At 72.9% G+C, this 22538-nt stretch carries 14 protein-coding genes; 8 read left to right on the forward strand and 6 right to left on the reverse strand.

The features are described 5' to 3' along the window. The first annotated feature begins 14 nt into the window (after positions 1 to 14). Positions 15 to 944, forward strand: coding sequence for an NADP-dependent oxidoreductase (locus ACIRSS_RS40500; protein ID WP_400904745.1), 930 nt, complete (start codon positions 15 to 17; stop codon positions 942 to 944). Here ACIRSS_RS40500 and ACIRSS_RS40505 read toward each other — a convergent pair. Continuing rightward, a complete protein-coding gene (locus ACIRSS_RS40505) occupies positions 934 to 1626 on the reverse strand; it encodes a TetR/AcrR family transcriptional regulator (RefSeq protein ID WP_400904748.1) in 693 nt (230 codons plus the stop codon). The genes ACIRSS_RS40500 and ACIRSS_RS40505 overlap by 11 nt on opposite strands. A gap of 106 nt (positions 1627 to 1732) precedes the next feature. On the opposite strand from ACIRSS_RS40505, the gene ACIRSS_RS40510 reads away from it, so the two are divergent. The 3 genes from ACIRSS_RS40510 to ACIRSS_RS40520 all read left to right on the forward strand — a co-directional run bounded on the left by ACIRSS_RS40510 (position 1733) and on the right by ACIRSS_RS40520 (position 3020). Further along, complete coding sequence (locus ACIRSS_RS40510; protein WP_400904751.1) at positions 1733 to 2413, forward strand: zf-HC2 domain-containing protein; 681 nt, start codon at positions 1733 to 1735, stop codon at positions 2411 to 2413. Further along, positions 2410 to 2538 (forward strand): hypothetical protein, encoded by a 129-nt coding sequence (locus ACIRSS_RS40515; protein WP_400904752.1) that lies wholly within the window; start codon positions 2410 to 2412, stop codon positions 2536 to 2538. Before ACIRSS_RS40510 ends, ACIRSS_RS40515 begins: the two co-directional genes overlap by 4 nt. Positions 2539 to 2669: 131 nt before the next feature. Beyond that, positions 2670 to 3020: a hypothetical protein gene (locus ACIRSS_RS40520; protein WP_400904754.1), complete on the forward strand. Its 351-nt coding sequence runs from the start codon at positions 2670 to 2672 to the stop codon at positions 3018 to 3020. A 153-nt stretch (positions 3021 to 3173) separates the two neighbouring features. Here the strand turns inward: ACIRSS_RS40520 and ACIRSS_RS40525 are convergent, their stop codons facing one another. From ACIRSS_RS40525 to ACIRSS_RS40540, 4 genes are all read right to left on the reverse strand, one after another. Beyond that, the gene (locus ACIRSS_RS40525; RefSeq protein WP_400904757.1) at positions 3174 to 4808 is read right to left on the reverse strand and encodes a beta-1,3-glucanase family protein; all 1635 of its coding nucleotides are present in this window, start codon (positions 4806 to 4808) and stop codon (positions 3174 to 3176) included. Positions 4809 to 5276: 468 nt separating this feature from the next. After that, entirely contained in the window at positions 5277 to 6065 is a 789-nt protein-coding gene (locus ACIRSS_RS40530; protein WP_400904760.1) for an NAD-dependent epimerase/dehydratase family protein, read from the reverse strand. Then, complete coding sequence (locus tag ACIRSS_RS40535; protein WP_400904763.1) at positions 6065 to 7063, reverse strand: Gfo/Idh/MocA family protein; 999 nt, start codon at positions 7061 to 7063, stop codon at positions 6065 to 6067. The genes ACIRSS_RS40530 and ACIRSS_RS40535 overlap by 1 nt, the downstream gene beginning before the upstream one ends. Next, positions 7042 to 8487, reverse strand: a complete 1446-nt coding sequence (locus ACIRSS_RS40540) for an NDP-hexose 2,3-dehydratase family protein (protein ID WP_400904766.1) — start codon at positions 8485 to 8487, stop codon at positions 7042 to 7044. Before ACIRSS_RS40540 ends, ACIRSS_RS40535 begins: the two co-directional genes overlap by 22 nt. A gap of 165 nt (positions 8488 to 8652) precedes the next feature. Between ACIRSS_RS40540 and ACIRSS_RS40545 the strand changes: the two genes are divergently transcribed. Then, entirely contained in the window at positions 8653 to 9873 is a 1221-nt protein-coding gene (locus tag ACIRSS_RS40545) for a macrolide family glycosyltransferase (protein WP_400904768.1), read from the forward strand. Next, the gene (locus tag ACIRSS_RS40550; RefSeq protein ID WP_400904771.1) at positions 9870 to 20096 is read left to right on the forward strand and encodes an SDR family NAD(P)-dependent oxidoreductase; all 10227 of its coding nucleotides are present in this window, start codon (positions 9870 to 9872) and stop codon (positions 20094 to 20096) included. The genes ACIRSS_RS40545 and ACIRSS_RS40550 overlap by 4 nt, the downstream gene beginning before the upstream one ends. A 74-nt stretch (positions 20097 to 20170) precedes the next feature. On the opposite strand, the gene ACIRSS_RS40555 is transcribed toward ACIRSS_RS40550, so the two are convergent. Beyond that, complete coding sequence (locus tag ACIRSS_RS40555; protein ID WP_400904774.1) at positions 20171 to 20386, reverse strand: hypothetical protein; 216 nt, start codon at positions 20384 to 20386, stop codon at positions 20171 to 20173. Positions 20387 to 20664: 278 nt separating this feature from the next. On the opposite strand from ACIRSS_RS40555, the gene ACIRSS_RS40560 reads away from it, so the two are divergent. Together ACIRSS_RS40560 and ACIRSS_RS40565 are read left to right on the forward strand one after the other, a co-directional pair. Next, on the forward strand, positions 20665 to 21636 hold the full coding sequence (locus ACIRSS_RS40560; protein WP_400904776.1) for an ABC transporter ATP-binding protein: 972 nt from the start codon (positions 20665 to 20667) through the stop codon (positions 21634 to 21636). Between the two features lies 1 nt (position 21637). Next, positions 21638 to 22471, forward strand: a complete 834-nt coding sequence (locus ACIRSS_RS40565) for an ABC transporter permease (RefSeq protein WP_400904779.1) — start codon at positions 21638 to 21640, stop codon at positions 22469 to 22471. The last annotated feature ends 67 nt before the right edge of the window (positions 22472 to 22538 follow it).

The following is a 22538-nucleotide window of genomic DNA, read 5'->3' on the forward strand; positions in this document are numbered from 1 at the left end:
GCCATCGTCGAGGTATGCGAATCATCACCCAGCACACCTTCGGGGGCCCGGAGGTCCTCACCGTCGAGGACGCGCCCGCGCCCCGGGTCGGGCCGGCCGAGGTCCTCGTCCGCGTCGAGGCGATCGGGCTGAACCCGCTCGAACCGCGCCTGCGCGCCGGCGAATTCCCGTTGCTCGGCCCGCCGCCGTTCGTCCTCGGCTGGGACATCAGCGGCGTGGTCGAGGCGTCGCCGCAGACGTGGCGGTTCAAGCCCGGCGACGAGGTGTTCGGCATGCCGCTGTTCCCGCGGGCGGCCAACGGGTACGCCGAGTTCGTGGCGGCGCCGGCCCTGCACCTGGCGCACAAGCCGGCGGCGCTCTCCCACGTCGAGGCGGCGGCGCTGCCGGTCGCCGGGCTGACGGCGTGGCAGGGCCTCGTCGACCTGGGCGGGGTGACCGAAGGCGACCGCGTGCTGGTCCACGGCGGTGGCGGCGGTGTCGGCCACATCGCGGTCCAGCTCGCGAAATCCCTGGGCGCGCACGTCATCGCCACCGCCGGCGGGAGCAAGCGGGAGTTCGTCGAGGGGCTCGGCGCCGACGAGGTCGTCGACTACACGGCGGTCGACTTCACCGAGGTGGTCTCCGACGTCGACCTGGTGCTCGACACGCTCGGCGGCGACACCGCCGAGCGCTCACTCGCGGTGCTCCGCCCCGGAGGTCACCTCGTGACGGCGGTCGCCGACGAGGACACGGAGCTCATCGCGAAGGTCGAGGCGGCGGGCCGGCGGTTCAGCGGCATCGCGGTCGACCCCGACCCGGTCGCCCTGCGCGGGCTCGCCGACCTCGCCGGCCGCGGCGAGCTGCGGGTCCACGTGCAGGAGACCTTCCCGTTCGAGCGCATCGCCGACGCGCACCGGCTGATCGAGCGCGGGCACCTGCGCGGGAAGGTGGTGCTCACCGTCTGATCCCCGGCGGGCGCGGCGGCGGTGGGAGCGGCAGGTGCGGGTCGAGCTCGATGCCGCCGGCGCGGAGGGAGTCGTCGAGGATGCGCCAGATCCAGTGGGTGAGCAGGTCCGTGAGCTGGGTCCGCGTGACGCCGCGGGGGCTCTCGAGCCATTGCGCGGTGGACGAGTCGACCAGGCCGACGACGCCGAACGAAAGGACTTCGGCGAGCCGCGCGTCCAGCTCGAACGCCGTCAGGTAGAACTCGAACACCTGCGTGAGCTGGCGCGCGATCACCGTCTTGACGTCGGAGATCGCGTCGCGTCCGCCGATCTGGGCGTGCCGGGTCAGGTAGCGGTAGAGGTTGCCGTGGCCGGCGAGCCAGCCGGTGTGCGCGTCGACCGCGACGGTGATCATCTGCAGCGCGCTGCCCTGCGGCTCCCACACCGGCAGCAGCGCGGTGGTGATGAGCCCGGTCGCCCGGTCGGCGATCGCCCGCTTCAGGTCGGTCGCGTCCTCGAAGTGCTTGTACAGCTGGGGACGCGCCACGCCGGCGACGTCGGCGATGCGCTCGGTCGACACGTCGGGGCCGTGCTCGGCGATCGCCCGCAGGGCGGCATCGACGAACTCGCGACGCCGGCGCTCGCGCTGCCCCGCCCAGCGGGCCGCGCGGCCGTCGCCGGGTTGCGCTGAGGAGGACGTCACCCGGGAAACCCTACCGGGGAGCAGGGTAGGGGCTACGCTTCTGTATCTGTTACTTTGGGGCCCGAATAATCACGGAGCGTGTCGGCGGGGGAGATCGGAGTACGCGATGTGGGGAGCGTTGGACGACGGCGGACCGCCGGACGCCCGGCTGATCGCCGACTTCCGCCGGGGTGACGCCGGCGCGGCCGAGCGGCTCTTCCGCCGGCACGCCGAACCCCTGCGCCGGCTCGCCGCGGACCGGGGCGGCCGGCCCGCCGACTGGGACGAACTGGTCGCCGAGGCGTTCACCTGCGTCCTCGCGGTGCTGCGCGCCGGGGGCGGGCCGCGCGAGTACCTCCGGCCGTACCTCGTCGCGACGATGCGCGATCTGGCCGGCCGGGGGAACGGGCCCCGGCCGGTGCTCACGGACGGGGACGACGAGCTGGCCACGGCGGCTTTCCACGCCCTGCCGGCCCGGTTGCGGACGGCGCTGCGGAGCACCGTCGCCGACGGGCGCACGGCGGCCGAACTGGCGCCCGTGCTGGGGGTTTCGCCCACCGGGGCCGAGGCGCTGGCCGCGCGCGCCCGCGAGGCGCTGCGGCACGCCTACCTGCAGGCCCGGCGCTTCCCCGCGACAGGCGAGCGGTCGTGTCCCGAAGCCCGGCGCCGGCTCGGCTCGTGGCTGCGCGGGGAGCTGACGGACGACGAGGCGGAGCCGGTCGCCGCCCACGTCGAGGCCTGCGTGACGTGCCGGGCCGCCGTCGACGCCGTCGACCTCCGTACCCCCGTGCCCGGGAAGCGGCGATGAACCCCACCGCCACGCCCATCTTCGACGCGGTGGTCGCCGAGACCGGCCTGCAGTGGCCGGGTCCCACCGCCGACGGCGACGAGCCCGACCCTCCCGAGCCGCAGGTGACGACCGCCGGACCGTGACCGGCCCGGTAGCCCCTTCGGGATCCCATCACTCTTCCGGGTTAACTCAGCCGGCGGGTTCGGGGCCGTCGTGGCGTCACGGCCGGCGACGAGCGCCCTCGCACTCCCGAGACCGACGGGAGGGCGGGCCGGTGGGTGATCGAGAGGGCGTCGGCGAGGCCGTGTGGCGGCTGCGCGACCGGTGGCGGCGGGCGAGCTTCACCAGCGGGTGGCGGTTCCCGAGCGACTGGGCGGTGCCCGAAGTGGACACCGTGTGCAGCTCCGCGCTGTTCCACGGCGACCTGACCGCGGCGCTGACGGTCCTCGGCGGATCCCGGGCGCGGACCGGCGCCGGGCTGGACGTGACGCTGTACGACGTCGCCGCGCTGCACGCGGTCCTGGACGGGGACGTGGACGCGCCGCCGTTCGCGATGCTGCGCGCGGCCGCGGTGGGCTGGGCCGACGTCGCGACAGCCGGCCTGGCCCGCCCGGAACGGAAATAGCGCCGGGCTCGCCCCCTACGCGAGCCCGGCGCCTGCGTCCGTGAAACCTCGCCACCCCGCCGACGTGACGTGCTCGCGGCCCGCGAACACCCTCGCGGGGGATGTCCGGCACGAAAAAGCCCAGGCCACCGGCCTGGGCTTTCCGTCCGAGCGTCAGCGCGTGAACGTGAACCAGTTGATGTTGACGAAGTCCGCCGAGCCGCCGGAGAACGTCAGGTACAGGTCGTGGACGCCGGTCGCCGCGCTCACGACGTTCGCCGGGACCGACTGCCACGACTGCCAGCCCCCGTTGTTGGCGAAGTCGATCTCCGCGAGCACCGGGCCCGACGTGCTGTCGATCCGCGCGCGGATCGCGCCGCTCACCCCCGCCGCCGCGCCCGACGCCAGCCGGGCGACGAACTGGCGCGGCGAGCTCGACCCGAAGTCGACGCCCGAATACTTCAGCCAGTCGCCGTTGGCGATCCAGCCGACGTCCGTGCCGCCGCCCGTGTCGCTGCACGCCTCGTTCTGCGTGCCGCTCTGGGCGCTGAAGGACTCCGCCTGGATCGTCGAGTACGCGCTCGTGCCGGTCGGCGGTGGGGTGGTGCCGCCCCCGCCCGCACCCAGCGCCACCGTCCAGGACGTCGGGGCCGGGTCCTGGAGGTGGCCGTCGACCGGCTGGCTGCCCGTCGGGCCGACGTCGTCGTACGGGAAGGCGTAGCCGATCGACGCGTTCTGGTGGACCAGGCGCGCGTAGTGGTTCGTCGTGGCGTCCTTGTAGTACTGCGAGGGGGAGACGCCGTCGGGCTGGTTGTTGCCGCCCGCGACCAGCAGGCTGCTGCGGTTGAGCGCGGCCGCGAGCCGGGCCGCGATCGCGCCGCGGGCGTCGCCGCCGGAGTTGTACAGCGGCCCGCTCGCGCAGCCGAAGATGTCGATCGCGCTCGGCTTGGTGAACGGCACGCCGTTGGTGTTCAGGCCGGCGAACACCAGCGTGTCGCCGCTGACCGTGCCCGTGTACGACCCGATGCTGCCCTGTCCGTTGATCGTCAGCGGCGTCGAGCGGTAGTGGTCCCAGACGGCGTTCAGGTACCCGCTCCAGTAGCCGCCGAAGTCGGTCGGGGAGTGGCCCGGCGCGAGCACGCGCACCACCTTGCCGGACGAGTCGGTGACGACCAGCTGGTCCCACGGCGCGCCGTCGGCGGAGTGCTGGGCGCGCAGCCCGTCGGCGATGGCGCCGAGCGCGCCGCTCGGCAGCGGGCTGACCGACTGCGACCCGGCCGCGCCCGTCGTGGCCATCGACACCGGCAGCGCGACCATGTCGACGTAGCTGATGTTCGCGTAGAGGTTCGCGCTGTTGTAGGTGAACTCGGCGAACGTCCAGTTGGTCCGCCAGTTCGGGTCCGAGCTGGTGAAGCCGGGCTGCACCAGGCCGGGGCCCGGGTTGACGAAGAACTGGATCTTCTGGTCCGCCGAGAACCACACCCGGCCGCCGATGATGTAGTCGCGCAGCGTCACCGTGACCTGGGAGCCCGAGCCGTTCAACGGGATGGAGTAGTCGGGGATCGGGGTCACCGGCGAGGACGGGTTGGACAGGCGCTGGAACTGGCCGCTCGCCGTGACGAACCCGGGCCAGCCCGAGGTGTCGGCGCCGCTGATGTAGGCGTAGACGGTGCCGTTGCCCGAATTGTTCTTGAGCGTCAACGGCAGGTTGGCCGCGGCCCGCGCGTCCGGGGCGGTGGCGGCCGACCACAGCGGCGCGCCGGCCACGGCGGCCAGACCGGCGGTGACGAAGGTACGCCTGGACAGCATGGCGCCTCCTCGGGGGAGAGCGGCACGTGCGTGGCGGCGGCACGCGTCCGCGACAGTGGGGACAGTCGAACGCTAAGGACGCCTCGCCGCAATGGTCAAGACCATTCGGCGTGGTCTGGTACGGGCGGCCGGAGAGCCTGCCCGCTAGTACACCCGGCCGCGGCTACTCCATCCGGGGCCGGATGCCTCCTCCTCGATCAACTTAGGTTGTCGGCGCCAGCGACCTTTTCCGCTAGCCGCAGCACGTCCCGGCCCGGGAAGCTCAGTACCGGAGCACCGCGCGCGGGCCGGAGGGGGAGATCGATGACCGGGGGACAGCGCGGCTCCGCGCCGCCGTGAGCGGCCGATGACCCGGCGGGAGCACTCCCCCCTCCCGCCTGCGAGGTACGACGTCCGGCGCACCCAGCCCCCAGTACGGCGCGCCGGACGTCGTGCCGCTTACGCTGCTGAATGATCCACAAAGGACGGTCAGCCGACGGCGGCCGCGGCCTTCAGGTGCCGGCGGGCGTTGTCGGCCAGCTCGTCGATGTTGCGGTCGAGCAGCGACTCCAGGTAGCCGGGGCCGATGCCGAAGTCGTCGAAGCCGGTGACCAGGCCCCGCAGCTTGTCGATCCGCACCTCGCCGCGTTTGGCCGGCATGTCGACCAGCTTGCGCTCGGCGCGGGTGCCGAGACGCTCCTCCAGGCCGTCGACGATGTCCTCGATGGTCTCCGACCGCCCGGACGCGACGTTGACGACCTCGTCGCGGACGCCGCCGGTGAGCAGCGAGTCGGTCATCCGCATCATGTCGTCGACGTCGAGCAGGTCGCGCGAGACCCCGGAGTGCAGCGTGACCGAGCCCGCGAGCAGCTGGCGGGTCAGCGACGGCAGCAGCTGGTGCGGTGACTGCCCCGGCCCGACGATGTGCGACAGCCGCAGCACGAGCCACCGCGCACCCGAGAGCGCGCAGACGTGTTCGAGGCACAGCTTGTGCCGGCCGTACGGGGTGAGCGGGAAGACCGCGCCGCCCTCGCTGCCGACCGACTGGTCGGCGCCGTACATGCCGGTCGACGCGGTGGACAGGAAGATCACCGTGCGGCCGGCGGCGCGGCAGCGGCGGATCACGTCGTAGACCAAAGTGGACTCGCGCTGGAACGCCGAGACGTCGTTGACGAGCACCGTCGAGACGCCCGCCGCGATGAGGGTGACGTCCGGGTGCCGGTCGCCGAAGTACCGCCGGGTGTGGCGGGCGATGAAGCCGGTGCCGATGATCTCCATCAGCGGGTCACCGCCCCGGCCTGGGTGAACACTTCGCCGGCCAGCCGCGCGGTGGCCACGGACGAGGCGAGCCAAGCGGCTTCGGAGTCGTCGCGCCCGGCTAGCGCGGCGACGGCGAACGAGCGCAGCGACAGCTCGAACTGGTGCGCCGGCGGCAGCCAGAGCTCTTCGACGTGGTCCTGTTCTTCGATGCGCAGCACGGGTTGCCGCCCCGGTGGCGGGGTGAAGGCGCGGTCGAGCGACAACGCGGCGGCGCTGCCCCAGAGCTCGTACCGCGACCGGTAGCTGTGCTGGAACCCGAAGTCGAGGGACGCGGTGACCCCGGTCGCCGACGTGAGCAGCGCGTGCCCGGCGACGTCCACGCCGGTGTCGTCGAACCGCAGCGTGGCCCCGGTGACCCGGAGTTCGGGGCCCAGCAGGAAAAGCGCGGCGCGCAAGGGGTACACGCCGACGTCGAGCAACGCCCCGCCGCCGAGCTCGGCCTGGTAGCGGATGTCGGCGGCCGGCAACGGCGGGATGCCGAACGACGCGGTGAACGTCCGGAGCTCGCCCAGCCGGCCGCCGTCGAGCAGCTCCCGCACCTTCGCGTGCTGCGGGTGGTGCACGAAGGTGAAGTTCTCGCGCAGCACCAAGTCCTGCTTCGCCGCCAGCTCGGCGAGGTCCTCGGCCTGGTCGAGGGTCAGCGTGAGCGGCTTCTCGCACAACACGTGCTTCCCGGCCAGCAACGCCTTGCGCGTCCACTCGTGGTGCAGGGCGGTCGGCAACGAGATGTAGACGGCGTCGACGTCGGGGCTGTCGAGCAGCTCGTCGTAGGTCGACGCGGTGACGCCGAAGCGCCGGGCGAAGTCCACGGCCTTCTGCGGCAGGCGGGCCGCGACCTCGGTCAGCTCCAGCTCGCGGACGGCGGCCAGCGCGGGCAGGGTGCGCCGCGCGGCGATCGACGAGCAGCCCAGCGCGCCCAGGCGCAGCGGCCGGTTCACCGCAGCCCCCGCAGGCACGCGATCAGGCTGCGGGCCTGCACGTTGACGTAGTGGCTGTGCCGCAGCAGCTCGTTGAGCTGGTTGAGGGTGAGCCACCGGAAGTCGGCCAGCCCGGCGTCCGGGAAGTCCGCGGGCACCTCGATGATCTGGTAGTCGCTGTAGGCGTGGTGGAACCGGCCGCCCTCCTCGGAGAGCTGGGCGGCGAAGAGCACTTGGTCGTCGCGTCTGCCCAGCACCGTGTCGAGGAACGGCGGCCGGTCCGCGGCCGGGGTGAACACGTAGTTGTCCGGCGTGCACTGCACGGTCGGCGCGAGCTCCACCACGTCGAGGTAGCCGGGCTCGACCCGCGCGTTGAGCAGCGCGTGCAGCACCCCGTCGACGCGTTTGACCAGCAGCGCCACCACACCCGCGCCGTGCGGGCGGACCAGCGGCTGCGTCCACCGCGCGACTTCGCGGCCGTTGGTGGTGATGTCGACGGCGATGATGCTGAAGAACAGGCCGAGCTCGTGGGAGATCGCGGCCGGCGTCCGGACCCAGTTCGCGACCTCGCGCAGCGGGAGCGAACTGGTGCGCACGACGTGCTGGGCCTGGCGCGAGGTGATCCAGCTGAGCACCTCGGTGCGCGTGTGCAGGCTGCCGCTGTGCTGGGCCGACGAGCGGGCCACCGACGCGGCCAGGTCGCTCACGGCGTCGGCTTCGAGGCCTTCGAGCCCGGCGGGCATGCACGACAGCACCGTGCGGGCGTCCATGTTGACGAGGTTGTCCTGCTTGAGCAGCTCGTGGAGCTGGCCGAGGGTGAGCCAGCGGAAGTCGTCGGGCAGGTCGTCTTCGCCGGGGAACTCCGCCGCTTCGACGATCATGTTCCGGTTGCGCTTGCGGTAGAACCACGAACCCTGCTCCGACTGCAGGACGTCGGCGAGCACGGTCTCCGGGTCCGGGTCGCGGAAGTGGTCCAGGTAGGGGACCGGCCGCCCGCCGTGCACGCGGGTGTAGTTGCTCTTGGTCGCCTGGACGGTCGGTGAGATCTGGACGCCGTTGACGTTGCCCGGCTCCGACTTCGCCTGCATCAGGCAGTGCAGGACGCCGTCGATCTCCTTGACGAGGATGCCGAGGATGCCGATCTCCGGCTGGTTGATGATCGGCTGCGACCAGTGCGTGACGGGCCCGTGGTCGGTGTCGACCTCCAGGCCCTCGACGCCGAAGAAGCGGCCGCTCTCGTGCCGCAGGTTCCCGCTGCCGGCTTCGAAACCCCATTGCCGGAGTTCGCCGAACTCGATCCGCCGGACTTCGTGGCGGTGGGCCAGGTTGCGTTCGGCGATCCAGCCCGCGACGAGCGCGTTGGGGGTCGCGACGCCGCCGGTGGCGGCCGCCGACTTGGCCAGCCGGTGGGGCAGCGTCACGTCCGGTTTGCGGAGCAGGCCGGTTCCGGTGGGGCGCTCCATGGATTTCACCTCGCGTGGCCGGCGGACGGGATGTCCTAGTTCTAGCCGGGGAAATCTAGGAGGAATGCTGGTCTTCGGGCCGCTTTCGCGGGGACACTAGGCGATTCACCGGATTTCCTGTGCAGCCCCCCGGGGCGGGCCGCGCGCCGACCTAGGGTGACCGCCGTGGACGTCTCCGGCGGGCATGTCGCCTTCTTCGGTTTCCCGGGCTTCGGTCACCTCCGGCCGACGCTGCCGGTCGTGCGCGAGCTGCTCGCGCGCGGGCACGAAGTGTCTTATGTGGTCGCCGAGCGGTTCGCCGGCGTGGTCGCCGAAACCGGCGCGACGGTGCTGACCTACCCGTCCGCGTTCCCGGAGTCGGTGCCCGACGTGCACACCGCCGACGACCTCGCCACCGTGCTCGCGCACTACCTCGACGAGGCCTACGCCCCGCTCGCCACCGCGTGGCGCGCGTTCGCGGACCGCCCGGTGGACCTGGTGGTCGAGGACGTGCTGAGCACCGACGTAGGCGGGCTCGTCGCGCGGCGCGCCGGCTGCGGTGTCGTCCGGCTGTTCGCCGGGTTCGGCGGCAACGACGAGGTCCCGCTCAACGGCAGCGAGGTCGAGCTGGCCGGGCCGCCGCTCGACCCCGCGCACCCCGCGCTGGCGGCGTGCGGCGAGCGCATCACCGCGCTGCTGGCGGAGTTCGGCCTCGACACCCCGCCCCACTTCCCGCGCGGGGGCGGGGAAGTCGTGGCGAACCTCGTGTTCGTGCCCCGCGCGTTCCAGCCGCGGGCGGAGTGCTTCGGCGACGAGTTCGTGTTCGTCGGCCCGACCGGCGACGACGGCGGGGCCGCCGGCAGCTGGGCGCCGCCCGGCGCCGACGTCCCCGTGGTGCTGGTGTCGCTGGGCACGTCGTCCAACAGCAACCCCGGCTTCTTCACCGCCTGCGGGCAGGCGTTCGCGGGCACCGGCTGGCGGGTCGTCATGACCACCGCGGGCCACGTCGGCGACGACGTCGCGGCGGCCATGCCGGACAACGTCGAACTGCACTCCTGGCTCGACCACCGCGCGGTCCTCCCGCACACCGACGTCGTCGTGTGCCAGGCCGGGACGGGCTCGCTGATGGACGCGTTCGGCCACGGCGTCCCGGTGGTCGCCGTGCCGCAGCGCCCGGAGGCGCGGGTGACGGCGGCGCAGGTCGAACGGCTGGGCCTGGGTCGCGCGCTGCTCGACGACGTGACCGGCGACGACGTCCGCGACGCCGTCCTGGCGGTCGCGGCCGACGCGGCCGTGGCCAAGGAGGTCGCGCGGATGCGGGCCGCGATCCGGGCGTCCGGCGGTGCGAAACGGGCGGCGGACGTGCTCGAACGCGCCGTGCGGGCCGGCGATGGGGAAAAGGCATGAGCGACGACGACAAGCTGCGCGGGTACCTCAAGAAGGTCACCGCGGACCTGTACCGGACGCGCGAGCGGCTGCGCGACGCGGAAGACCGCGAGCACGAGCCGATCGCGATCGTGGCGATGAGCTGCCGCTACCCCGGCGGCGTCCGCTCGCCGGAGGACCTGTGGGACCTCGTGGCTTCGGGCCGCGACGCGATCTCGGGGTTCCCGGTCAACCGCGGCTGGGACCTCGACGCGCTCTACGACCCCGACCCCGAGCGCGCCGGCAAGTGCTACACGCGCCACGGCGGTTTCCTGCACGACGCCGACCAGTTCGACCCCGAGTTCTTCGGCATCTCCCCGCGTGAGGCGCAGACGATCGACCCGCAGCAGCGGCTCCTGCTCGAAACGGCGTGGGAAGCGTTCGAACGCGGCGGCATCGACCCGGCGTCGCTGCGCGGCAGCAGCACCGGCGTGTTCGCCGGGGTCATGTACAACGACTACGCGACGCGGCTGACCGACCTGCCCGCGAGCCTCGAAGGCTATGTGGGCAATGGAAGCGCGGCCAGCATCGCGTCCGGCCGGGTGGCCTACACCTTCGGTCTCGAAGGCCCGGCCGTCACCGTCGACACGGCGTGCTCGTCGTCGCTGGTGGCGCTGCACTGGGCCGCGCAGGCCCTGCGGCGCGGCGACTGCTCGCTGGCGCTGGCCGGTGGCGTCGCGGTGATGTCGACGCCGGTGACGTTCATCGGGTTCAGCCGGCAGCGCGGCCTTTCGCCGGACGGCCGGTGCCGGTCCTACGCCGACGCCGCCGACGGAACGGGCTGGGGCGAAGGCGCCGGTTTCCTCTTGCTGGAACGGCTTTCCGACGCTCAGCGCAACGGCCACCCGGTGCTCGCGGTCGTGCGCGGTTCCGCCGTCAACTCCGACGGTGCGAGCAGCGGGCTGACCGCGCCGAACGGGCCGTCGCAGCAGCGGGTCATCCGCGCCGCGCTCGCCGACGCCGGGCTGTCCACTTCGGACGTCGACGTCGTCGAGGGGCACGGCACCGGGACCACGCTGGGCGACCCGATCGAGGTGCAGGCGCTGCTGGCGACGTACGGCCGTGACCGCGCGGGCGAACCGCTGTGGCTCGGTTCGGCCAAGTCGAACCTCGGTCACACACAGGCCGCGGCCGGTGTCGGTGGCGTCATCAAGATGGTCATGGCGTTGCGCAACGAGCTTCTGCCGCGTACGTTGCACGCCGAAGTTCCCTCGTCCAAAGTGGACTGGGAGGCCGGTTCGGTCCGGCTGCTGCAGGAGGCCGTCGCGTGGCCGGCGGGCGAACGTCCGCGGCGCGCTGGGGTCTCGTCCTTCGGTGTGAGCGGGACCAACGCGCACACGATCATCGAGCAGGCACCTTCGTTCGAAGCTGCCCCTGGTGAGCCGGGTGTTCCCGGACTGGTTCCGGTGGTTCTCTCGGCGAAGAGCCCCGAGGCGTTGCGTGCCCAAGCCGAGCGTTTGCTGTCGCGTGTGGACGGTCTGCGGCCGGTGGACGTCGGGTACTCGCTGGCCACCACGCGGGCCGCGTTCGAACACCGTGCGGTCGTTTTGGCTTCGACGGTGGAGGAACTGCGGGAGGGTTTGGCCTCGCCGGTGATCGGCGAGACCATCTCGGGTAAGACGGCGTACGTGTTCCCCGGCCAAGGGGCGCAGCAGCCGGGTATGGCTCGTCAGCTGTACGCCGCGTTCCCCGTGTTCGCGCGAGCCTTCGACGAGGTCTGCGCGGGCTTCCCCGGGCTGCGGGAGCGGGTCTTCGGCGGCGACGAGCTGGACCGCACCGAGGTGACGCAGCCCGCGCTGTTCGCCGTCGAGGTCGCGCTGTACCGGCTCCTGGAGTCGTGGGGCCTGACACCGGACTTCGTCATGGGCCACTCGATCGGCGAGCTGGCCGCCGCGCACGTCGCCGGGGTGTTCTCGCTGACGGACGCCTGCCGGCTGGTCGCCGCGCGGGCGCGGCTCATGCAGTCGGTGTCCGCGGCCGGGGCGATGGCGTCGGTGCGGGCCACCGAGGACGAGGTGCGGCCGCTGCTGCGCGACGGCGTGGCCCTCGCGGCGGTCAACGGGCCCGAGGCCGTGGTCGTCTCCGGGGACGTCGAGGCCGTCGAGGAGATCGCCGCGCGGTTCGCCGGGTCGAAGCGGCTGCGCGTCAGCCACGCGTTCCACTCACCGCACATGGACGCGATCCTTGACGAGTTTCGGATGGTCGCTTCGACGATTTCCTATGCCGCGCCGAAGATTCCCGTGGTGTCCAATGTGGCCGGTGAACCCGCCAACGTCGCTTCGGCGGAGTACTGGACCGAGCACATCCGCGCCACCGTCCGGTTCCACGACGGCATGCGCTGGCTCGCGGCGAACCGCGTGACCCGCTTCGTGACGCCCGGCCCGGGTGGCGCCGCCGCCGCGATGGCCGGTGACTGCGTACCGGAAGCGCTGGTGGTCCCGGTGCTGCGCCGGGACCGCGACGAGGTGCGCACCTTCACCGAGGCCGTCGGCAAGCTGCACGTGGCCGGGTTCAGCCCGGACTGGTCGTCGGTGTTCGCCGGTCGCGGGGCGCGGGTCGTGGACCTGCCGACGTACGCGTTCCAGCGGGAGCGCTATTGGCTGGACGGGCAGCGGGCGGTCGAACCGGCCGGCGCCTTGTACCGCGTCGCGCAGGTTGCCACCTCGGCCGAGGCCGTCGAAGCGGTCGACTGGCACGAGCTGGGTCCCGACGTCCCGCCGGTGGTCTCCTTCCGGTGTGAGGCCGAGGACGACGTCGTCGCGGCTGCGCACCGGCTGGCGCGGGAAGTGTTGGAGCTGCTGCAGACTTGGCTGGCCGATGATCGGTACGCGCGTTCGAGGCTGCTTTTCGTCACGCGCGGTCCGGCCGGGGCCGCGGTGCGGGGGTTGGTCCGGTCCGCGCAGGCCGAGCACCCGGGGCGGTTCGTCCTGGCGGACGTCACCGGTGAGCTGCCGGGATCGTTCGTCACGGAGGAGCCGGAAGCCAGTTACGTCGATGGTGAAGTCACCGTGCCGCGGCTGGTCGCGTCCACTTCGGACGGATCCGGTCGTCTCGAAGGGACGGTGCTCATCACCGGCGGGGCGGGCTCGCTCGGCGGCCACGTCGCCCGGCACCTGGTCCGGGCGCACGGCGTCCGCAGCCTGGTGCTCGCGGGCCGCCGCGGCCCGGATTCCCCCGGCGCGCGGGAACTGCGGGCCGAGCTGGCGGCCGAGGGTGCCGACGTGGTGCTGGCCGCTTGCGACGTCAGCGACCGTTCCGCGTTGGCCGGGCTGGTCGCCGGAATCCCGGAGTTGACCGGGGTGATCCACGCGGCGGGGGTGCTGGACGACGGTGTCGTCGCGACGCTCACGCCCGAGCGGCTGGAGGCGGTGCTGCGGCCCAAGCTCGACGCGGCGTGGTACCTGCACGAGCTGACCGCCGATCTCGATTTGTCGGCTTTCGTGCTGTTCTCGTCGGCCGCGGGAGTCCTCGGCGGTGCGGGGCAGGGCAACTACGCGGCGGCGAACGCGTTCCTCGACGCGCTCGCCGAGCACCGGCGAGAGCTGGGCCTGGCCGCGGTATCGCTGGCGTGGGGCCCATGGGTCCCGGACGGCGGAATGACAGGCCGCCTGGCGGAGACAGAGGTGGCCCGCATGCGCCAGGGAGGCGTGCGACCATTGGCGGCCCGCGACGCACTGGCACTGTTCGACCGCGCGCTGAGCGGCTCGGAGGCGGTCTTGGTACCGATCGACTTCGACCTCGAGGGTTTGGACACCACCCGGCCCCTGCTCGCCGAGCTGGCCGGGCCCCGTTCCGAGCCGGCTGCGCGCCTCGGCGGCGATCCAGCACAGTCCGGCTTCTCAGACCTCTCCGAAGCCGACCGGCCCGCCGCCGCTCTCGACCTCGTCCGGGCGCAGGTTGCCGCCGTGCTCGGTCATGCCTCCGCCGCCGTTCGTGCCGACCGGCCGTTCGCCGATCTCGGGTTCGACTCGCTCACCGCCGTCGAACTGCGCAACGCCCTCAGTCGCGAAACGGGCCTTGCCCTCCCCACCACCCTGGTCTTCGACCACCCCACCCCGCGCGCCCTCGCCGACCACCTGCTCGGCGAGGCGGATCTCCGCACCGCGGGGGCGAGCGGCGGCCTGCCGCGTGCGCTCGCCGACTTCGGCCCCGCCGAGACCACCGGCCCGAGCGCCGCGGTGCCGGGTGCGCCCGCCGACTCCGAACCCACCCGCCCCAGCGCCGGCGAGCCGATCGCCATCGTGGCGATGAGCTGCCGCTTCCCCGGCGGTGTCAGCACGCCCGAACAGCTCTGGGACCTCCTCGAAGCCGGCCGCGACGTCATCTCGCCGTTTCCCAGCGACCGCGGCTGGGACCTCGACCGCCTCTACCACCCGGACCCCGACCACCCCGGCACCTGCTACACCCGCGAAGGCGGCTTCCTCGACGACGCCGCCGGCTTCGACCCGGAGTTCTTCGAAGTCTCGCCGCGCGAGGCCGTCGCCATGGACCCGCAGCAACGCCTGCTGCTGGAGACCGCCTGGGAAGCCTTCGAACGCGCCGGGCTCGACCCGACTGCTCTGCGCGGCAGCCGCACCGGCGTCTTCGCCGGCACCAACGGCCAAGACTACTCGACCCTGCTGCGCGACTCCGCCGACGACGTCGCCGGGCACCTCGGCACCGGCAACGCCGCGAGCGTCCTCTCCGGCCGCGTCTCCTACACCTTCGGGCTCGAAGGCCCGGCCGTCACCGTCGACACCGCGTGCTCGTCGTCCCTGGTCGCGCTGCACCTCGCAGCGCAGTCGCTGCGGGGCGGCGAATGCTCGCTGGCACTCGCCGGCGGTGTCACCGTGATGGCCACGCCCGCCGGCTTCGTGGAGTTCAGCAGGCAGCGCGGCCTCGCCGAGGACGGCCGCTGCAAGGCCTTCTCCGACGACGCCGACGGCACCGGCTGGTCGGAAGGCGCCGGAATCCTGCTGCTGGAACGGCTTTCCGACGCGCAGCGCAACGGGCGCCGCGTGCTCGCCGTGCTGCGCGGCTCGGCCGTGAACCAGGACGGCTCGAGCAACGGCCTCACCGCCCCGAACGGCCCGTCGCAGCAGCGGGTCATCCGCGCCGCGCTCGCCGACGCCGGGCTCGCACCGTCCGAAGTGGACGCCGTGGAAGCGCACGGCACCGGCACGCGGCTCGGCGACCCGATCGAAGCCCAGGCGCTGCTCGCCACCTACGGGCAGGACCGCGACCGTCCACTGTGGCTCGGCGCGATCAAGTCGAACCTCGGTCACACCCAGGCCGCCGCCGGGGTCGCCGGCGTCATCAAGACGGTCCTGGCGCTGAACCACGAGGTGCTTCCGCGCACGCTGCACGCCGACGTCCCCTCGGAACGCGTCGACTGGACCGCCGGGCACGTCCGGCTGCTGACCGAGCCGGTCGCCTGGCCCGCCCAGGGACGGCCGCGCCGGGCCGCCGTGTCCGCGTTCGGCTTCAGCGGCACCAACGCGCACGCCGTGCTGGAAGAAGCGCCGCCGGCCAGCAAGTCCATTGTAGACAAATCGACGGTGAAATTGTGGCCGCTGTCCGGACACACCGAAGCAGCGTTGTCCGCCCAGGCCGCCGCTCTGCTTCCGCTGGCCGAACAAGGAGTCGAGGGCATCGGCGCCGCGCTGGCCGCCCGCACGGCGTTCGACCACCGGGCCGTCGTCGCGGCACCCGACCCGGCGACCGCCGTGCGGAACCTCCGGCTGCTGGCCGAGGGCGGCGAAGGCGTCGTCCGCGGCCGCGTCACCGACGAAGGCCGCTCGGCGTTCCTGTTCACCGGCCAAGGCGCCCAGCGCGTAGGCATGGGACTCGCCCTGTGCGAGGAGTTCCCCGTGTTCGCCGAGGCTTTCGACGAGGCCTGTGCGCGGTTCGACCTCCCGTTGCGCGAGGTGATCGCCGAGGGTGGCGAGCGACTCGACCAGACGCGGTTCACCCAGCCCGCGCTGTTCGCCTTCGAGGTGGCCCTGTTCCGCCTGCTCGAGTCGTGGGGCTTGAGGCCGGACTTCGTGATGGGCCATTCGATCGGTGAACTCGCGGCCGCCCACGTGGCCGGGGTGCTGAGCCTCGACGACGCCTGCACGCTGGTCGCCGCGCGCGGCCGGCTCATGCAGGAACTGCCCGCGACCGGCGCGATGGTGGCCGTGCGGGCCACCGAAGACGAGGTCCGGCCGCTGCTCACGGCCTCGGCGGACATCGCCGCCGTCAACGGTCCGGCGTCGGTCGTCGTGTCCGGTGTGGAAGAAGACGTCCTCGGCATCGCCGCGCACTTCACGCAGCAGGGCCGCGAGACCAAACGGCTGCGCACCAGCCACGCGTTCCACTCCCCGCTGATGGACCCGATGCTCGCGCGGTTCCGCGAGGTCGCCCACGGACTGTCCTATCAGGACCCGAAGATCAAGGTGGTCTCGAACGCCACCGATCCCGAGTACTGGGTCCGGCACGTGCGGGACACCGTCCGGTTCGCCGACGGTGTCGCCTGGCTGGCGGCCCGTGGCGTGACCCGGTTCGTCGAAGTGGGGCCGGACGCCGTGCTCTCGGCCCTGGTCGGCGACTGCGTCGAAGACCAGGTGTTCGTCACCGCGACCCAGCGGCGGAAGCGTCCGGACGTCGAGACCCTGCTGACCGCGGTGGCGGAAGCCCACGTGCACGGCTTCTCCCCGGACTGGACGGCCCTGCACCCGGCCGGCGCCCGGGCCGACCTGCCCACCTACCCCTTCCAGCGCCGCCGCTTCTGGCCGAGCGCGGGACGGACTGGTGACGTCACGACCGCGGGGCTCGCCGCCAGCCCGCACCCGTTCCTCGGCGCCACCACCGAACTGGCCGGGTCCGCCGGCGTCCTCGGCACCGGCCGGCTCTCGCTGCGCACCCACCCCTGGCTCGCCGACCACGGCATCGGCGGCTCGGTGCTCTTCCCCGGGACGGCGTTCGTCGACCTCGCCGTCGACGCGGGCGACCGCGCCGGCCGCCCGCAGGTGGAAGAGCTGACCCTCGGGGCGCCGCTGGTGCTGCCCGCGGCCGGGGGCGTGCAGCTGCAGGTCCTGACCGGCGCGCCGGACGAGTCGGGCGCATGTGCGCTGACCATCCACTCGCGGCCGGAGGACGCGGCGCCCGACAGCCCGTGGACGCTGCACGCGACCGGCCTCCTGACGACGGCGGTCCCGGCCCGCGGCGACGACCTCACGACCTGGCCGCCCCCGGACGCGGAGCTTCTCGACACCGATGGGCTCTACGACCGGCTCGCGGACAGCGGATTCGGCTACGGGCCGGTCTTCCAGGGGCTGCGGCGGGCGTGGCGGCACGGCGAGGACGTCTTCGCGGAAGTCGAGCTGCCCGAGGACACGGACGCGTCGGCGTTCGGGCTGCACCCGGCCCTGCTCGACGCCGTGCTGCACGCGGCGGCGTTCCTCCCGTTCGCGCCCGCCCCGCACGGCCGGCTGCCGTTCTCCTGGCGTGGGGTGGCGCTGCACGCCGAAGGGGCGCGCGGCCTGCGTGTGCGGCTCACCAAGACCGGCGCCGAGTCCCTCGCGATCACCGTCGCCGACTTCGCCGGGCGACCAGTGGCCACTGTGGACTCGCTGACGCTGCGCGAATTCGAACCGGACCGGCTGGCGGCCCGGCCCGACGCGCTGTACCGGCTCACCTGGCCGATCCACGACGGCGACCGGGAAGATCCATCGTGGACAGTCGTCGACTCGCTCGCCGATCTCACCGACGTTCCCGACGTCGCCGTGGTGCCCTTCGCGACCCGGCCCGTACGAGAGGCGACGCACGACGCGCTGGCCCTCGTCCAGACCTGGCTCGCCGACGACCGCTTCGCCGCGGCGAAGCTGGCCCTGCTCACCTCGGGCGCGGTCGTCACCGAAGACGGCGACGGCCCGGCCGATCCCGCGCTCGCCGCGGTCTGGGGCCTGGTGCGCTCCGCGCAGTCGGAGCACCCCGGCCGGTTCGCGCTGGTCGACTCCGACGGCTCGGCCGAACCCGCCGCCGCGCTGGCGACGGGGGAGAACCAGGTCGCCCTCCGCGCCGGCACGGCCCGCGTGGCGCGGCTGGCCAAGGAAACGGACGCGTTCAGCGTCCCCGCCGGGCCGTGGCGGGTCGACATCGCCGAGCGCGGCACCCTCGACGGGCTGACCGTCGTGCCCTGCCCCGAGTTCGCCGAGCCGGTCGCGCCGGGCGCGGTGCGGATCGCCGTCCGAGCCGCCGGGGTGAACTTCCGGGACGTCCTGAACGCGCTGGGCATGTACCCGGGCCCGGCCACCTCGCCGGGGCTGGAGGGCGCCGGGGTCGTCACGGCGGTCGGCGCCGGCGTCACCCGGTTCGCGCCCGGAGACCGGGTGATGGGCTTGTTCGGCGGCGCGTTCGGGCCGGTGGCCGAGGTCGACGAGCGGATGGTCTGCCGGCTGCCCGCCGGGCTGTCGTTCGCGCAGGGCGCGTCGGTGCCGGTGGTGTTCCTGACCGCGCTCTACGCCCTGACCGACTTGGGCGACCTGCGGCCCGGCGAAAGCGTCCTGGTGCACGCGGCGGCCGGCGGCGTCGGCATGGCCGCCGTGCAACTCGCGCGGCTGCTCGGCGCGGACGTCTACGGCACCGCGAGCGTCGGCAAGCAAGACACCCTGCGGGCATCCGGCCTGGCGGACGACCACATCGCGTCGTCGCGCACCCTGGACTTCGAGGCCGAGTTCCGCGCGGCGACCGGCGGACGCGGCGTCGACGTCGTGCTCGACTCGCTCGCCGGGGACTTCGTGGACGCGTCGCTGCGGCTGCTGCCGCGCGGCGGCCGGTTCCTGGAGATGGGCAAGACCGACGTGCGCGACCCCGCGGAAGTCGCGGCCACGCACCCCGGCGTCCGGTACCAGGCGTTCGACCTGGTCGAGGCCGGGTACGACCGGATCCGCGAGCTGTTCGACCGGCTGCTGGGCTGGTTCGAGGACGGCGAGCTGACGCCGGTGCCGGTGACCGCGTGGGACGTCCGGCGCGCGCCCGCCGCGTTCCGGCACGTGAGCCAGGCCAAGCACGTCGGCAAGGTCGTGCTGACCGTGCCCGCGCCGCTCGACCCGGACGGAACCGTGCTGATCACCGGCGGCACCGGCGGGCTCGGGCGGCTGCTGGCCCGGCACCTCGCCGGGTCCGGCGCCCGGCACCTGCTGCTGACGAGCCGGCGCGGCCCGGCGGCCGAGGGTGTCGACGAGCTGCGCGCCGAGTTGTCCGCGCTGGGGGCCGAGACTTCCGTCGTCGCGTGCGACGCGGCCGACCGCGAGGCGCTGGCGAAGCTGTTGGCCGAGGTGCGGCTGACCGCGGTGGTGCACGCGGCCGGGGTGCTCGACGACGGGCTCGTCGAAGCGCTTTCCCCGGACCGGCTGGACACCGTGCTGCGGCCGAAGGTGGCCGCCGCGGCCAACCTGGACGAGCTGACCCGGGACCTCGATCTGTCGGCGTTCGTCCTGTTCTCCTCGGCGGCGGGCGTGCTCGGCGCGCCCGGGCAGGGTAACTACGCCGCCGCAAACGCTTTCCTGGACGCGCTGGCCCGCCAACGGCGTTCGGCGGGGTTGCCCGGACAGGCGCTGGCCTGGGGCCCGTGGCTGCCGTCCGGGGGCATGACGGCCGGGCTGTCCGACGCCGACGTCCGCCGGATGGCGCGGTCGGGGCTGCCGCCGCTGCCCGCGGACCAGGGGCTGGCGCTGTTCGACGCGGCCCTGGACGCGCCCGACGCCGTGCTGGTGCCGATGCTGGTGGACCCGCGGGCGCTGGGGCCCGACGTCCCCGAGCAGCTGCGTGGGCTGGTCCGGACCACCGTCCGGCGCCGCGCGGCCGAGGACGCCCCGGGCCGGCGGGAACGCCTGGCGGCGATGTCCGCCGAAGACCGGCGGCAGGCGCTGCTGGACCTGGTGTGCGCGCAGGTGGGCGCGGTGCTCGGCTACGGCGGCGTCGTCGATCCGGCCCGGGTGTTCAAGGAGCTGGGCTTCGATTCGCTGACGGCGGTGGAGCTGCGCAACCGCCTCACCGCGGCGACGGGCGTCCGCCTGCCGGCGACGCTGATCTTCGACTACCCGACGCCGGCCGCGCTGGCGGGGTGCCTCGGCGGGGAACTGTTCCCGGAGTCCGAAGTGGAGATCCGCGAGGACGACGACTTCAGTGACCTGGACGTCGACGACCTGGTGCGGCTGGCCCTCGGCACCGACGAGGGCTGAAACGGAAAGCGGCCGTCCTGGTGACCCCCCGACCGGGACACCAGGACGGCCGCCGAGCCCGTCCGGAAGTGCTTTCAGGAAATGAAGAACCGGCGCCGGCCCGCGGCCGTCGTCTTGCGGGAGGTCGCGCTGCGGACGAAGAACGCCAAGCCCGCGAGAATCGTCACCGCGCCGCCGATCACGCCGATGGTGTGCTCGCCCGCGTTGAGGATGATCGCGATCCCGCCCGCGACCAGGATCAGCCCCATGACGAGGGAAACGAACGGGCGGCCGCCTTGTTCTTTGGCCATGGGAAACTCCTCGATAACACTCGACGACGAATTGCTTGGGTTCGATTCAAGCACAGCGCGAACTGCGTTGTGAGTCCTCGAAAGTCGTCATTCGACCATCGAAAGTTGACGTTCCCGAGTTGCCGGTCGCACCGCGTGCTGGGAAGATCACGCGGGTCCGGGGGTTGCAACTTTGGTTGCGGCGACAAGCCACCTTGTGCCGTAGCAGGACGGCCGTGGCAGCCGGTTCACTTGACCCAGGCACACAGGATCGAAGTATCGAAGTACGGAGCAGGCGCTTGATCACAGCACGAGATCTGACGAAGCGGTACGGGGACACCACGGCCGTCCACGGGCTGTCGTTCGACATCAAGCCCGGCGTCGTGACCGGGTTCCTGGGCCCCAACGGCGCGGGCAAGTCGACCACCATGCGGATGATCCTCGGCCTGGACGCCCCCAGCGGCGGCTCGGTCACCGTCAACGGCAAGGCCTACCGCGACCTGCCCGCGCCGATGCGCGAGGTCGGCGCGCTGCTCGACGCCAAGGCCGTCCACGGCGCGCGCACCGCCTACCGGCACCTGCAGTGGGTGGCGCAGGCCGGCGGCATCCCGCGCAAGCGCGTCGACGAGGTGCTCGACGCCGTCGGCCTCAGCGACGTCGCGGGCAAGAAGGTCGCGAACTTCTCGCTCGGCATGTACCAGCGGCTCGGCATCGCGACGGCGCTGCTCGGCGACCCGCCGACGCTGCTGTTCGACGAGCCGGTCAACGGCCTCGACCCCGAGGGCATCTACTGGATCCGGACGCTGATGCAGGACCTCGCCGCCGAGGGGCGGACGGTCTTCGTGTCCAGCCACCTGATGAACGAGATGGAAGAGACCGCCGAGCACGTCATCGTGATCGGCCGCGGCGAGCTGATCGCCGACATGCCGATCACCGAGTTCACCCAGCGCAGCGCGCGCAGCCACGTCCACGTCGTCTCGCCGAAGGCGACCGAGCTCGCCGAAGCCCTCGAACGCGCGGGCGCGAAGGTGACGAAGCTGGACGACGGCTCGCTCAACGTCGTCGGTCTGGACGCGCCGGAGATCGGTGACCTCGCGCTGGAGCGCCGGCTCGGGCTGCACGAGCTCACGCCGGTCCGCGCCAGCCTCGAGGCCGCGTTCATGGACCTCACCAAGGACAGCGTGCAGTACCGGTCGCACAGCGGCGCGCCGCCGGCCGAGGAGAAGGTGCTCGAGACGGTGCGGGCGCTCGCGTCGGAAGGGACGGACTGACATGACGACCGCAACGGCCTCGCTGCCGGAAACGAAGACCGCGCCCGGCATCACGAACACGCTCGCCGCCGAGTGGACGAAGCTCCGGTCGGTCCGGTCGACCTGGATCGTCGTCATCGCCGCGGCCGTCGTCAGCGTCGGGTTCTCCGTGCTGTTCAGCTTCCTGACCGAGCAGGACTACCAGAACCTGCCCGCCGGCCAGACCGCGGACTTCGACTCCGCGGGCACCGCCATGGTCGGGATGAACCTCGGGCTCATCCTGATCTCGGTGCTCGGCGTGCTGGCGGTGTCCGGGGAGTACTCGACCGGGATGATGCGCCTGACCCTGGCGATCACGCCGCACCGCGGCCGGGTCCTGGTCTCCAAGGCCGTGGTCGTCGGGCTGCTGGCGTTCGTGCTCGGCACGGTGTTCGCGGCGGCGGCGTTCTTCGTCGGCCAGCTGGTCCTCGGCATCAACCCGAACATCCCCACGCTGGGCCTCGGCGGTCCCGGCGTGCTGCGCAGCCTCCTCGGCTGGGGCGCGGAGTTCGCGGCGTTCGCGCTGCTGGCCCTGTCGTTCGGCGTGATGATGCGCAGCGCGGCGGGCGCGATCGCGACGGCGATCGGCTTCATCTTCGCCCCGGCGATCCTCGGAGCGCTGCTGCCGGCGTGGGTGCAGCGCGACATCCTGGCGTACTTCCCGGCGTCGGCCGCGGAGCAGCTGAGCACGGCCCAGCTCAAGACGGACTCGGCGACGTACCTGGGTCCGCTGACCGGCGGCGGGACGCTGCTGACGTGGGTCGCGGTGGCCTTGGTGGTGGCGTTCTCCCTGATGGGCAAGCGCGACTCCGGCTGAGGTCCGCAGTCTCCCGCGGCGGTCGTGAGTGAGAAACAGGGTTAGAACCCTGTTTCTCACTCACGAC

The sequence above is a fragment of the Amycolatopsis sp. NPDC101161 genome, from assembly GCF_044768185.1.
Classification (GTDB): Bacteria; Actinomycetota; Actinomycetes; order Mycobacteriales; family Pseudonocardiaceae; genus Amycolatopsis.

Bases quoted from the DNA above. Each gene is read 5' to 3' on its own strand.
- ACIRSS_RS40500 (WP_400904745.1), top strand. From the start codon at position 15: ATGCGAATCATCACCCAGCACACCTTCGGGGGCCCGGAGGTCCTCACC.
- ACIRSS_RS40510 (WP_400904751.1), top strand. From the start codon at position 1,733: ATGTGGGGAGCGTTGGACGACGGCGGACCGCCGGACGCCCGGCTGATC.
- ACIRSS_RS40515 (WP_400904752.1), top strand. From the start codon at position 2,410: ATGAACCCCACCGCCACGCCCATCTTCGACGCGGTGGTCGCCGAGACC.
- ACIRSS_RS40525 (WP_400904757.1), bottom strand. From the start codon at position 4,808: ATGCTGTCCAGGCGTACCTTCGTCACCGCCGGTCTGGCCGCCGTGGCC.
- ACIRSS_RS40530 (WP_400904760.1), bottom strand. From the start codon at position 6,065: ATGGAGATCATCGGCACCGGCTTCATCGCCCGCCACACCCGGCGGTAC.
- ACIRSS_RS40540 (WP_400904766.1), bottom strand. From the start codon at position 8,487: ATGGAGCGCCCCACCGGAACCGGCCTGCTCCGCAAACCGGACGTGACG.
- ACIRSS_RS40550 (WP_400904771.1), top strand. From the start codon at position 9,870: ATGAGCGACGACGACAAGCTGCGCGGGTACCTCAAGAAGGTCACCGCG.
- ACIRSS_RS40555 (WP_400904774.1), bottom strand. From the start codon at position 20,386: ATGGCCAAAGAACAAGGCGGCCGCCCGTTCGTTTCCCTCGTCATGGGG.
- ACIRSS_RS40565 (WP_400904779.1), top strand. From the start codon at position 21,638: ATGACGACCGCAACGGCCTCGCTGCCGGAAACGAAGACCGCGCCCGGC.